12 protein-coding genes are annotated in these 13,550 nt (G+C 45.5%); all 12 read left to right on the top strand.

Going from position 1 to position 13,550, the window contains the following annotated elements; translation table 11 throughout:
* Positions 1–66 precede the first annotated feature (66 nt).
* The gene (lepA, locus tag ACQCV8_RS17250; RefSeq protein ID WP_426846605.1) at positions 67–1,893 is read left to right on the top strand and encodes a translation elongation factor 4; all 1,827 of its coding nucleotides are present in this window, start codon (positions 67–69) and stop codon (positions 1,891–1,893) included.
* Positions 1,894–1,949: 56 nt separating this feature from the next.
* Entirely contained in the window at positions 1,950–3,092 is a 1,143-nt protein-coding gene (hemW, locus tag ACQCV8_RS17255) for a radical SAM family heme chaperone HemW (RefSeq protein WP_426846545.1), read from the top strand.
* Positions 3,093–3,197: 105 nt separating this feature from the next.
* On the top strand, positions 3,198–4,229 hold the full coding sequence (gene hrcA / locus ACQCV8_RS17260) for a heat-inducible transcriptional repressor HrcA (protein WP_426846547.1): 1,032 nt from the start codon (positions 3,198–3,200) through the stop codon (positions 4,227–4,229).
* An 82-nt stretch (positions 4,230–4,311) separates the two neighbouring features.
* Positions 4,312–4,899 carry a nucleotide exchange factor GrpE gene (gene grpE, locus ACQCV8_RS17265; protein ID WP_426846549.1) on the top strand — a complete coding sequence of 196 codons (588 nt, stop codon included), beginning with the start codon at positions 4,312–4,314 and terminating at the stop codon, positions 4,897–4,899.
* Between the two features lie 28 nt (positions 4,900–4,927).
* Entirely contained in the window at positions 4,928–6,754 is a 1,827-nt protein-coding gene (dnaK, locus tag ACQCV8_RS17270; RefSeq protein WP_426846551.1) for a molecular chaperone DnaK, read from the top strand.
* A 264-nt stretch (positions 6,755–7,018) separates the two neighbouring features.
* On the top strand, positions 7,019–8,146 hold the full coding sequence (gene dnaJ, locus ACQCV8_RS17275) for a molecular chaperone DnaJ (protein ID WP_426846553.1): 1,128 nt from the start codon (positions 7,019–7,021) through the stop codon (positions 8,144–8,146).
* A 21-nt stretch (positions 8,147–8,167) separates the two neighbouring features.
* On the top strand, positions 8,168–9,109 hold the full coding sequence (gene prmA / locus ACQCV8_RS17280) for a 50S ribosomal protein L11 methyltransferase (RefSeq protein WP_426846555.1): 942 nt from the start codon (positions 8,168–8,170) through the stop codon (positions 9,107–9,109).
* Positions 9,110–9,197: 88 nt separating this feature from the next.
* Complete coding sequence (locus ACQCV8_RS17285; protein ID WP_426846557.1) at positions 9,198–9,953, top strand: 16S rRNA (uracil(1498)-N(3))-methyltransferase; 756 nt, start codon at positions 9,198–9,200, stop codon at positions 9,951–9,953.
* 6 nt (positions 9,954–9,959) lie between these two features.
* The gene (gene mtaB / locus ACQCV8_RS17290; RefSeq protein ID WP_426846559.1) at positions 9,960–11,312 is read left to right on the top strand and encodes a tRNA (N(6)-L-threonylcarbamoyladenosine(37)-C(2))-methylthiotransferase MtaB; all 1,353 of its coding nucleotides are present in this window, start codon (positions 9,960–9,962) and stop codon (positions 11,310–11,312) included.
* Positions 11,313–11,521: 209 nt separating this feature from the next.
* On the top strand, positions 11,522–12,193 hold the full coding sequence (gene deoC / locus ACQCV8_RS17295) for a deoxyribose-phosphate aldolase (protein ID WP_426846561.1): 672 nt from the start codon (positions 11,522–11,524) through the stop codon (positions 12,191–12,193).
* A 148-nt stretch (positions 12,194–12,341) separates the two neighbouring features.
* Positions 12,342–12,515, top strand: coding sequence for a 30S ribosomal protein S21 (rpsU, locus tag ACQCV8_RS17300; RefSeq protein ID WP_426846563.1), 174 nt, complete (start codon positions 12,342–12,344; stop codon positions 12,513–12,515).
* Between the two features lie 15 nt (positions 12,516–12,530).
* Entirely contained in the window at positions 12,531–12,977 is a 447-nt protein-coding gene (locus tag ACQCV8_RS17305; RefSeq protein ID WP_426846565.1) for a GatB/YqeY domain-containing protein, read from the top strand.
* Positions 12,978–13,550: the final 573 nt, after the last annotated feature.

Consider the following 13,550-nt stretch of genomic DNA (forward strand, 5'->3'; position numbering starts at 1 on the left):
TTGATTTTCCAATTGATATAATCAATGCTAGCGCACTGCGCAGTTTTGTAGGAGTGATAGATGATTATGAATAATGAGGATAAATTGAAAAGACAATCTAAAATCCGTAATTTCTCGATAATTGCTCATATTGACCACGGCAAATCTACGTTAGCAGATCGGATTCTCGAAAAAACGTCTGCCATTACCCAGCGGGAAATGAAGGCTCAGCTTTTGGATTCCATGGATCTGGAGCGGGAGCGTGGAATTACGATTAAACTCAATGCTGTACAGTTAACGTATAAGGCGAAAGACGGAGAAGAATACATTTTCCATTTAATTGATACACCAGGGCACGTCGATTTTACATATGAAGTGTCCCGAAGCCTGGCTGCCTGCGAGGGTGCCGTGCTTGTCGTGGATGCCGCACAGGGGATCGAAGCCCAGACATTGGCGAACGTTTACCTTGCCCTTGATAACAATCTCGAAATTCTTCCGGTAATCAACAAAATTGACTTGCCGAGTGCAGAGCCTGAGCGTGTGCGCAAGGAAATTGAGGAAGTGATCGGGCTTGACGCATCCGAAGCGGTCCTGGCTTCAGCTAAGGCCGGCATTGGAATTGAAGAGATACTCGAACAAGTCGTTGAAAAGGTGCCGGCTCCAGCCGGAGACCCGGAAGGTCCACTACAAGCGATGATTTTTGACTCTCTGTACGATTCATACAGAGGAGTGGTTGCCTATATCCGAATCGCCGAAGGTACGGTCAAGGTGGGCCAAAAGATCAAAATGATGGCGACTGGAAAAGAGTTTGAAGTTCTTGAGCTTGGTGTTTTCACTCCAAAGGCGGTCATGAAGGACGAGCTGACGGTAGGGGATGTTGGTTTCCTGACGGCAGCCATTAAAAATGTCGGGGATACCCGTGTTGGGGATACAATCACAAGTGCAAAAAACGGGGCATCCGAGCCGCTGCCGGGATACAGAAGACTAAACCCGATGGTATACTGCGGGCTCTATCCAATTGATACAGCAAAATACAATGACCTGCGTGAAGCGCTCGAGAAACTGGAGCTCAATGACTCAGCCCTTCAATATGAACCTGAAACCTCTCAGGCTCTTGGATTCGGTTTCCGCTGCGGCTTCCTCGGACTGCTGCATATGGAAATCATCCAGGAGCGGATTGAACGTGAATTCAATATCGACCTGATCACGACCGCACCGAGTGTTATCTACAGTGTGTTCATGACAGACGGTGAAGAAATCATCATAGACAATCCGTCCAACATGCCTGATCCCCAAAAAATCGACAGGATTGAAGAGCCTTATGTGAAAGCAACGGTGATGGTGCCTAATGATTATGTAGGAGCCGTCATGGAGCTTTGCCAGGGGAAACGGGGAATCTTTATCGACATGCAGTACCTGGACGATATCCGGGTCAGCATCGTTTATGAAATCCCTCTGTCTGAAATTGTCTATGATTTCTTTGATCAGCTGAAATCGAGTACAAAGGGTTACGCTTCCTTTGATTATGAATTGATTGGCTATAAAACATCAAAGCTTGTGAAAATGGATATTCTTCTTAACAGCGAGACGATTGATGCGCTTTCCTTTATCGTGCACCGCGACAGTGCATATGATCGGGGAAAAGCCATTGTTGAAAAGCTGAAAGATCTTATCCCGCGCCAGCATTTTGAAGTGCCGATCCAAGCGGCAATCGGCCAAAAGGTTGTGGCGCGTTCAACGATTAAGGCGATGAGAAAGAACGTTCTCGCCAAGTGCTACGGCGGAGATATTTCCCGTAAGAGAAAGCTTCTTGAAAAGCAAAAAGAAGGGAAAAAACGCATGAAAATGGTAGGGTCCGTTGAGGTTCCTCAGGAAGCGTTTATGGCCGTTCTTAAAATGGATGACAACAAATAATCAATCAGGGATGCCGCAGATTTTCTGCGGCATCTTCCTTTAAAGGAGAGACCGGCATGGTGAAAGCAGCGTATGTGCATATTCCATTTTGCGAATACATCTGCCATTACTGCGACTTTAATAAAATATTTATACAAAATCAGCCAGTTGAGCGGTACCTGGACTATTTAGAGCGGGAAATTTCCAACGTCATGGCGAAGCATGACAAGCAAAAGCTTGAAACCATTTTTATAGGCGGGGGAACCCCCACTGCATTAAATGAAAATCAGCTCAGACAGCTTATGCAGACAATAAATAAGAATCTCTTACCGCAGGGAAAAAACATTGAGTTTTCCGTGGAAGCGAATCCCGGGGACCTTTCCTATGAAAAGATGAAGCTTTTAAAAAGCTATGGCGTTAACCGGTTCAGCATAGGGGTCCAGAGCTTTGAGGACCATCTGCTCGAAAAAATCGGCCGTGTCCACCGCAGGGAGGACGTCCTTCGCACGGTAGAGGACGCAAAAAGAGCGGGCTTTGATAATTTAAGCCTTGATCTTATGTTCGGACTGCCCGGGCAAACCGCTGAAGATTTTGAAAACACATTGGACCTTGCTCTAAAGCTCGATGTGCAGCATTATTCAGCCTATTCGCTAATCATTGAACCGAAAACGGTATTTTATAACCTGATGCAAAAAGGAAAGCTTGCCCTGCCTCCGCAGGATGCAGAGGCAGGTATGTATGAGCTATTAATGAAGCGCATGGAGCAGGCGGGCTTCCGGCAGTATGAAATCAGCAATTTTTCCCTTTCCGGTATGGAAAGCAGGCATAACCTGACATACTGGGATAATGAAGAGTATTTCGGATTTGGTGCCGGAGCGCATGGATATGTCAACGGGATGAGAGAAGTGAATGCCGGACCGCTCAAAAAATATATGTCATTGCTGAAAGAAACCGGATCTCCAATCACAGCCAGCCACCTGGTTACGGACGGGGAGAAAATGGAGGAAGAGCTTTTTCTCGGACTCCGCAAAACCGAAGGCGTCAGCAAAAAGGGGTTCAGTCAAAAATTCGGGAAACCTCTGGAAAAAGTATTCCGGTCCCCGATTGATGAGCAGAAGCGGAAAGGGCTCCTTGAAGAGGATGACCAGTGCATCCGTCTTTCCGTAAATGGAAGGCTTCTTGGAAACGAGGTTTTTCAGTCATTTATAGGTCTTGCGTGACAGCTGGAAATGAAGACATTTGAATTGACTTTTCTTTTTGGTTTTGATAATTTGTTTATAGTATTAGCACTCAACTATTACGAGTGCTAACAGAGGTGATGACAGATGCTAACCAATCGTCAATTGCTCATTCTGCAAGTAATTGTTGATGATTTCATCCAGTCAGCTCAGCCTGTCGGTTCAAGAACCCTGTCCAAAAAAGAAGAGATATCCTTCAGCTCAGCTACCATTCGAAACGAAATGGCAGACCTCGAAGAATTGGGCTTTATTGAAAAACCGCACACTTCTTCAGGGCGTATTCCTTCCGAAAAAGGGTACAGGTATTACGTCGATCATCTGCTTTCTCCAAAACGGCTGGCAAGCAAGGAAGTACGGGTGATTAAATCTCTTTTTGAGGAACGGATCTTTGAACTGGAGAAAATGGTCCAAAAGTCCGCTCAGATTCTATCTGATATGACAAACTATACGACCATTGTGCTGGGGCCGAAGGTGAATGAAAATCAGCTGAAACACCTGCAGATCATCCCGATAAGTGATAATGCTGCGGTTGCCATTATGGTGACGAATACGGGTCATGTCGAAAGCAGGCCGATTTCCCTGCCTGACACAATACGGCCGGGTGATATCGAAAAGGTGGTCAATATCCTGAACGAACGCCTGGCAGGGGTTTCACTTTCTGAACTTAAGGATAAAATGTACAAGGAAGTAGCAAGCCTTTTAAAACTGCATATTGAAAACTACGGCATGTTTCTTAAATCATTTGAGGACAGCCTGCTGCCGGATGATCATCAGGAAAAGCTCTTTTTCGGCGGAAAAACGAATATGCTGAACCAGCCTGAATTCAGTGATCTTGAAAAGGTAAGAACCCTTTTAAGGATGATTGATGAAGAAAGGCTGTTCTATAAATTGCTCAGCAGCAAAGAGGCGGGACTCTCTATTTCTATTGGGAAAGAAAACGAAATATCAGCAATGGAATACTGCAGTCTCATTACAGCGGCGTACTCGATTGATGATAAGAAAATCGGCACCATTGCCATTCTTGGGCCAACAAGGATGGAATATTCCCGAGTAGTCTCTCTGCTTCAGAAGGTGGCCGGCGGATTATCAAAAGCAATGTCCAGTCAGTATTACAGCTGAACACACATCGTTTTTAAAAATGAAGGATGGGGATCGGCAAAACCCATCCCCTTTCTCATGCATTTAAGGGAGGTGAAAGATTGTGGAAAATGAAAAGAAATTCAATGACAGCCTGCAAGCAGAGGAATCAGAAGAAAAATCCGCTCTTTCAGGGGAGGAAATACTTGACCATGAAGACGTTCAGGAAAATGAACCTGAGATGGATGAATTAAAGGCTGCGCAGGAGGAAATTGCTTCCCTTGAGGCTAAAGCGGAAGAGTTTGAAACCAAGCTTCTCCGTGTCCAGGCAGATTTTGAAAACTATAAGCGCAGAGCAAGAATGGATGCAGAATCCGCTCAGAAATACCGGGCTCAAAACTTAATATCAGAGATTCTTCCCGCATTGGATAATTTCGAAAGAGCGCTTAAAGTCGAAGCATCGGATGAGCAGACTAAGTCACTTCTTCAAGGGATGGAAATGGTTCACCGCCAGCTCGTTCAAGCGCTGAAAAACGAAGGTGCAGAAGAAATCGAGACAGTTGGCAAGCCATTTGATCCTCATTTGCATCAAGCTGTCATGCAGGCTGAAGAAGAGGGTTTTGAACCAAATACAGTGATCGAAGAATTTCAAAAAGGCTACAAGCTGAAAGACCGGGTTATTCGCCCATCTATGGTTAAAGTAAGTCAATAAGATATACATATTTTGAGGAGGTAGCATTATGAGCAAAATTATCGGTATCGACTTAGGTACAACAAATTCTTGTGTCGCTGTGCTTGAAGGCGGCGAACCAAAGGTTATTCCTAATCCTGAAGGCAACCGCACAACTCCATCTGTTGTATCATTCAAAAATGGCGAGCGTCAGGTAGGGGAAGTGGCAAAACGCCAGGCCATTACAAACCCTAACACAATTATGTCTGTTAAGCGTCATATGGGAACAGATTACAAAGTTGAAGCAGAAGGCAAAAACTTCACGCCACAGGAAATTTCAGCTGTTATTCTTCAGCACTTGAAATCCTATGCTGAAAGCTACCTTGGAGAGACTGTTACAAAAGCTGTCATAACGGTTCCTGCTTATTTCAATGATGCAGAACGCCAGGCTACTAAAGACGCCGGCCGTATTGCGGGTCTCGAAGTTGAGCGGATCATCAATGAACCGACAGCTGCCGCTCTTGCTTACGGTCTGGATAAACAGGATGAAGATCAAACCATTCTTGTTTATGACCTTGGCGGCGGTACATTTGACGTTTCCGTTCTCGAATTGGGAGACGGCGTGTTCGAAGTTCGTTCTACTGCAGGTGATAACCGCCTTGGAGGAGACGACTTTGACCAGGTAATCATTGATTATCTTGCGGCTGAATTTAAGAAAGAAAACGGCATTGACCTTTCTAAAGATAAAATGGCGCTTCAGCGTCTGAAGGATGCAGCAGAAAAAGCGAAGAAGGACCTTTCCGGAGTTTCTTCTACTCAAATTTCTCTTCCTTTCATCACGGCAGGGGAAGCGGGACCTCTTCACTTGGAAATTAACCTTTCAAGAGCAAAATTCGAAGAGCTTTCTTCAGATCTTGTTGAACGCACGATGGCTCCAGTACGTCAGGCTCTCCAGGATGCAGGCATTTCCAAAGAGCAGCTTGATAAAGTAATTCTTGTCGGAGGATCCACACGGATTCCAGCAGTTCAGGATGCAATCAAGAAGGAGACGGGCAAAGAGCCGCACAAAGGAGTAAATCCTGATGAAGTGGTTGCTCTCGGCGCTTCCATCCAGGGCGGTGTAATCACAGGTGACGTTAAAGATGTCGTTCTTCTTGACGTAACCCCTCTATCCCTTGGAATTGAGACAATGGGCGGTGTATTCACCAAGCTTATTGAACGGAATACGACAATTCCTACGAGCAAATCACAGACGTTCTCAACGGCAGCTGACAGCCAGACAGCTGTTGACATTCACGTTCTTCAAGGTGAGCGCCCAATGTCAGCAGACAACAAGACGCTTGGCCGCTTCCAGCTGACGGATATTCCACCGGCACCAAGAGGTGTTCCTCAAATCGAAGTAAGCTTCGATATTGATAAAAACGGAATCGTAAACGTGCGTGCGAAGGATCTTGGCACGAATAAAGAACAGACCATCACCATTAAATCTTCTACTGGTTTGAGCGACGATGAAATCGACCGCATGGTGAAAGAAGCGGAAGAAAATGCGGACGCAGATAAAAAACGCAAAGAAGAAGTAGAAGTCCGCAACGAAGCGGATCAGCTTGTTTTTACTACTGATAAGACACTTAAAGACCTCGAGGGCAAAGTGGATGAAGCAGAAGTGAAAAAAGCAAATGATGCTAAAGATGCTTTGAAAGCAGCGATCGAGAAAAATGAATTCGAGGAAATCAAAGCGAAAAAAGACGAGCTGCAGGAAATTGTCCAGCAGCTTTCCATGAAGCTTTATGAAGAAGCTGCGAAACAGCAGCAAGGCCAGGAAGGCGAAGCTGGCGGGCAGGACGACAATGTTGTTGACGCGGACTACGAAGAAGTTGACGACAACGACAAAAAATAAGAACGGTTAAGACCCAGAAAAGTCAAAGTCAGGCTTGCCTTGACTTTGACTTTTTTTACGATTGGCCGGTACAGTGCAGAACAGCAAGCTATCACCCTCCGTTTCTCATGCATTTGCGGCAAAGCACCGCGCATGGGACCAAGTTGGACAGCCGGCGTGAGCAAGACTCCATGAATAAGAACCGGGGCTTCTTTTTGCTGTTGCTACATGAAGCTTGAAAATGATACAATTTACTTTATGTGAGAATTCGGGAGTGAGAGGATTATGAGTAAGCGAGACTACTATGATGTACTTGGAGTCGGGAAAGATGCTTCGAAAGAGGAGGTCAAGCGAGCCTACCGTAAGCTTTCGAAAAAGTATCATCCTGATATTAACAAAGATGCAGATGCAGATGATAAATTTAAAGAAGTTAAAGAAGCATATGAAGTGCTAAGTGATGATCAGAAACGCGGCCATTACGACCAGTTTGGTCATACAGACCCTAATCAGGGCTTCGGCGGTCAGGGTGGAGATTTCGGCGGAGGCGGTTTTGGCTTTGATGACATCTTCAGTTCCATTTTTGGCGGCGGAGGCGGACGGCGAAGAGATCCTAATGCCCCTCGTCAGGGAGCGGATCTTCAATACACCATGTCCATGAGTTTTGAGGAAGCAGCGTTCGGCATTGAAAAAGAAATTGAGATCCCTCGGGACGAAACATGCAGTACATGCACCGGTTCTGGAGCAAAACCGGGGACCTCTCCGGAAACATGTTCCCATTGCGGCGGCTCCGGCCAGCTGAACGTAGAGCAAAATACACCTTTCGGCAGGATTGTAAACCGCAGAGTGTGCCACCATTGCAGCGGAACTGGCAAAATGATTAAACATAAATGCTCTACCTGCGGCGGCGAGGGCACAGTGAAGCGCCGCAAGAAAATTAAAGTCAACATCCCGGCGGGAGTCGATGACGGTCAGCAGCTGCGCGTTTCAGGACAAGGGGAGGCAGGCATGAACGGCGGACCTGCAGGAGATCTTTATGTCGTATTCAGCGTAAGGCCTCACGATTTCTTTGAGAGAGACGGCGATGATGTATATTGTGAAATGCCGCTAACCTTCTCCCAATCTGCACTTGGTGATGAGATTGAAGTGCCGACGCTTCAGGGTAAAGTAAAATTAAAGGTCCCGGCAGGCACACAAGCCGGCACAAAATTCCGTCTCAAAGGCAAAGGAATTCCAAATGTCAGAGGCTATGGTCAAGGCGATCAGCATATCGTTGTCCGGGTGGTCACACCTACCAATTTGACAGAAAAACAAAAGGATCTTCTCAGAGAGTTTGCGGAAACAACTGGAAACCGTCCGGATGAAAATGAAGAAAGCTTTTTTGATAAAGTAAAAAGAGCAATAAAAGGCGATTAAATTTAAGGAGTTGGCAGAGGAATGAAATGGTCGGAAATCAGTATCCATACAACACAGGAAGCAGTAGAACCAATCTCAAATATTTTACACGAAGCCGGAGCGAGCGGAGTTGTAATTGAAGATCAGATGGACCTGCTTAAAGACCGGGAAAGTGTTTATGGAGAAATCTACCATCTCGATCCGCAGGATTATCCCTCAGAAGGGGTCATCGTCAAAGCCTATCTGCCAATGAATAGTTTTTTAGCCGAAACGGTTGAAGGCATCACCGATTCAATTGAAGGCCTTACAGAATACGGCATCAACGTTGGATCTAAGCAGCTGACAACGAGTGAAGTCCATGAGGAAGACTGGGCAACAGCCTGGAAGAAATATTATCACCCGGTGAAAATATCTGAAAAATTTACCATTGTGCCAACCTGGGAAGAATACGAACCGGTCCATTCAGACGAACTGATTATCGAGCTTGATCCCGGAATGGCATTCGGTACAGGAACCCATCCTACAACTGTCCTGTGTATTCAAGCTTTGGAGCGCACCGTTAATAAAGGAGACCGGGTTATTGATATCGGTACCGGATCCGGGGTTCTGAGCATTGCTTCCGCCCTGCTTGGTGCATCACCCGTTCAGGCCATGGATCTTGATCCCGTGGCTGTAGAGAGCGCCAGACAGAATACGGTGCTGAATAAAGTAGATGACAAGATCTCCGTATTCCAAAATGATCTTCTTAATGGAATTTACGACCAGGCGGATGTCATCGTTGCCAATATTCTTGCAGAAGTCATCGTAAAATTTACGGATGATGCGTTTAGATTGGTGAGGGATGGCGGGTGGTTCATCACCTCGGGCATTATCCTGAATAAGAAAAGTGAAGTGAAAGATGCACTGGAAAAAGCCGGATTCACTATTGCCGAAACACTCGTTATGGAGGATTGGGTCGCTTTTCTTGCAAGAAAAAATGCTTGAGTATAATGGATTTGAGTGAGGGAAGAACGGGGCAGGCTCCCTTTAGCCCGCCCCCTTTTTTCTGATCCTGACTGGAAGGAAGATGGCTATGCAGCGATATTTTACTGACCGCACCAAAAAGGATATAGGAGATGACATCCAGGCTGCCGGCGACGATCTGCATCACATACTGAAAGTAATGCGGATGAAAGCGGGAGACCCAATGATCTGGGTGACTGCGGATGGAGAGGAAGCACTGTGCACTCTTGCCTCCCATGAACAGGATCTAGCAGTTTGTAAGGTTAAGGAATGGGTGACAGTAAATAAAGAACTCCCTCTTCACGTAGCCATTGCATGCGGGCTGCCTAAAGGGGATAAACTGGAGCTGATTATTCAAAAAGGCACAGAGCTCGGAGCTGCCCGGTTTATCCCTTTTAATGCGGCTCGTTCTGTAGTAAAATTGGATGATAAAAAAGCAAAAAAGAAAACCGATCGCTGGCAGAAGATTTCAAAGGAAGCAGCTGAACAGTCTTACCGAAATCAAATCCCAGCAGTCCATGATCCGGTTTCCTTAAAGACTCTGGCCGACATGGCCGAATCCTATGACAGAAAGATTGCAGCCTACGAGGAAGCGGCCAAGCAAGGGGAGAAAAGCACCTTTGCACGCATTTTGGAAGACCTCTCACCTGGCCAGTCCCTTTTCATTGCCACAGGGCCGGAGGGAGGATTCACTCCCGAAGAAATTGAATTTTTAAAGAGCCGCGGTTTTGCTGATGCAGGCTTTGGACCAAGAATTTTACGGACTGAAACCGCTCCGCTTTACGCTTTATCGGCGGTTTCCTACCATTTTGAATTAATGAGGTGAAGATATATGGCATCTGTTGCGTTTCATACATTAGGCTGTAAAGTAAATCATTATGAAACGGAGGCCATTTGGCAGCTGTTCAAAGAAGCAGGCTATGAAAGAAAAGAATTTGAAGGTACAGCGGACGTGTATGTCATCAATACGTGCACGGTAACCAATACAGGAGATAAAAAGAGCCGGCAGGTGATTCGCCGCGCCATCAGGAAAAATCCGGATGGGGTGATATGTGTAACGGGATGCTACGCTCAAACATCCCCTGCTGAAATTATGGCAATACCGGGTGTGGATATTGTGGTCGGCACACAAGACCGGAACAAGATGCTCGGCTACATTGACCAGTTCCGGGAGGAAAGACAGCCGATTAACGGTGTTGGCAATATCATGAAAGCCAGAACATATGAGGAACTGGATGTACCTGCTTTTACAGACCGTACCCGGGCGTCTCTGAAGATCCAGGAGGGCTGCAATAATTTTTGCACATTCTGCATCATCCCCTGGGCACGCGGCTTAATGCGCTCAAGAGATCCAAAAGAAGTCATTAAACAGGCTCAGCAGCTGGTGGATGCGGGATATAAAGAAATTGTTCTGACAGGCATCCATACCGGCGGCTACGGCGAAGATATGAAGGATTACAATTTCGCTGCCCTGCTTCGCGAGCTTGACGAGCAGGTGAAAGGCTTGAAAAGAATCCGCATTTCCTCGATTGAAGCGAGCCAGATTACAGATGAAGTCATTGAAGTGCTGGATCAGTCTGATAAAATCGTCCGTCACCTTCACATTCCAATTCAATCAGCTTCCAATACGGTCCTGAAGAGAATGAGAAGAAAATACACAATGGAATTTTTCGCAGAGAGACTTGTGCGTTTGAAGAAAGCTCTTCCGGGTCTCGCCGTTACCTCAGATGTTATTGTCGGTTTTCCGGGAGAAACAGAAGAAGAATTTTTGGAAACCTATCATTTTATAAAAGAGCATAAATTTTCTGAGCTTCATGTATTTCCTTACTCCAAACGGACCGGCACTCCTGCCGCCAGAATGGACGATCAAGTGGACGAGGAAGTTAAAAATGAACGGGTTCACCGTTTGATTGGGCTTTCCGATCAGCTTGCAAAGGAATATGCCTCTGCCTTCGAAGGGGAAGTTCTTGAAGTCATTCCTGAAGAAGAATTTAAAGACGCTCCCGGCAGCGGAATGTATGCGGGCTATACAGATAACTACATGAAAGTCGTTTTTAAAGCCTCTGAAGAAATGGTAGGGAAAATTGTACGCGTGAAAATAGAAAAAGCTGGTTATCCTTACAATCAAGGCCAAATTGTAAGAGTATTGGAAGATCAGCCCGAAGGCATCCGCTTAAGCTCTTAACAATCATGGAAATCCGGTCTTCGGATTTCTTTTTTAATTTGCGGTGACTGCAGCGAAAACCAGCAGCCGGTTTTTCAGGAGCTAATACAATTGCAGCGCTTAGTATAATGGAAATCCGTTGCTTTTATTCGAGAGGATGACGGAACTTGTCCGACTATGTATAATATAAGAGCAAGAAGTCAGACGACTAGTTGAGAGGGGTTACAGCCATGACTGAAAAATTAGCTAAAATGATAGATCACACTGCTTTAAAACCTGATACAACAAGAGCGCAAATTGAAAAATTATGTGCGGAAGCAAAGGAATATCATTTTGCTTCCGTTTGTGTAAACCCGGCCTGGGTAGAAACCTGCGCCCGTCTTTTAGATGGTTCAGATGTAAAGGTCTGCACAGTAATAGGATTTCCCCTGGGAGCCTCTACTCCGGAAACAAAAGCATTTGAAACGATGGATGCGATTAAAAAAGGAGCAGAAGAAGTTGATATGGTCATCAATATCAGCGCGCTTAAGGATGGAGATGCAGAGCTTGTTGAAAAGGATATTCGTGCTGTGACCGAAGCAGCCAAAGGAAAGGCGCTAACAAAGGTTATTATTGAAACCTGCCTTTTGACTGACCAAGAAAAAACGCTTGCCTGTGAGCTCTCAGTTAAAGCTGGAGCGGATTTCGTTAAAACGTCTACCGGCTTTTCTTCCGGCGGAGCAACAGTTGAAGATATCCGCTTAATGAGAAAAACAGTCGGTCCTGAAATTGGAGTGAAGGCATCCGGAGGCGTTCGGGACCGCCAAGGTGCTGACCTGATGGTTGAAGCCGGTGCGACACGTATTGGAGCCAGTGCAGGGATCAGCATCGTAACCGGCGGCGCTTCCCAGTCCGATTATTGATGTAAACACGGTTTAAAACCGAGGTTTCAAGCGTGTTTTTGGTTGACCAGCTACTTCGATTATATTATAATGGCAGAGTACATGTTTAAATAAGCATGACAACTTTGAAGCATTCGTCGATTGGTGTATTCGGAGGGAGGGAAATAGCATGTCTAGAACAGTAGTTAAGAAAAATGAATCGCTTGAAGAAGCTCTTCGCCGCTTTAAACGTTCCGTTTCAAAAACAGGCACGTTGCAAGAAGCGAGAAAGCGTGAATTTTATGAAAAACCTAGCGTAAAACGCAAAAAGAAATCAGAGGCGGCTAGAAAACGCAAATTCTAAAAGAGGGTGTATTGCATGAGTCTTCTTGATCGTTTAAATCAGGACATGAAGCAAGCGATGAGAAATAAAGACAAAGACAGACTCACTGTTATACGGATGGTCAAAGCTTCCATGCAAAATGAAGCGATCAAGCTTAACAAATCCGAGTTGTCTGAAGAAGAGGAATTAACCATCCTCTCTCGTGAACTTAAACAACGTAAGGACTCCCTCCAGGAATTCAAAAACGCTGATCGTTCTGATTTAGTAGATAAACTTCAAGCTGAAATTGTGATTGTAAATGAGTATATGCCTGAACAGCTTTCAGATGAAGAGCTGCTGGCGATCATCAATCAAGCGATTGAAGAAACCGGTGCTTCTTCCAAGTCTGAAATGGGCAAGGTAATGGCTGCCATCATGCCAAAAGTAAAAGGCAAAGCAGACGGCTCCCTTGTCAACAAGCTCGTACAGCAGCAGCTATCATAAAATTAGCAGCAAAACACCCTGTCAATCGGCAGGGTGTTTTTACTATTCATTAAAGCTATGTAAGAACTTCCTATGCAGCGGCTTCAGTCAAAGACAGCAGTTGATAACATGAATGAATAGAAGCAGCCGATCCCCAGTTAGAACGAAAGGGATTAAAAAAATAAGAGGCAAACAATCAATCGGTAAAATCATTCGAAATCGGCTGCAATCCTGGTTGTGCACCCGCAATGTCAATTAGGAAAGGCCCGCAAGCAGATGATGCCTGACAGCATCTTAATGGTTGACTCTAAGCTGTCGATAAGGCAAAAATAAAGGTGAAAAAAACTGCCTCCCGAATTACTGAATGTCCATATTCAGAAATAAAGTCATACGTGCCGCATTGGGAGCGCAAATAATATGGCATGATAAAAGATGCATTTCCTTATGCGGTGCCCGGCAGCTTTTCCTCACTCTTTAGCCCGTTTCACGGCATCGCCGTGCAGCCCAATGCTCTTCAATAGGTTTAGTTTTGTAAAAATTGACCGATAATATGAATCTTTCAAGGATTTAAAACGTAGTACCATTAAGGGAGGC

Source organism: Metabacillus sp. 84 (genome assembly GCF_050107715.1).
GTDB lineage: Bacteria > Bacillota > Bacilli > Bacillales > Bacillaceae > Metabacillus_B.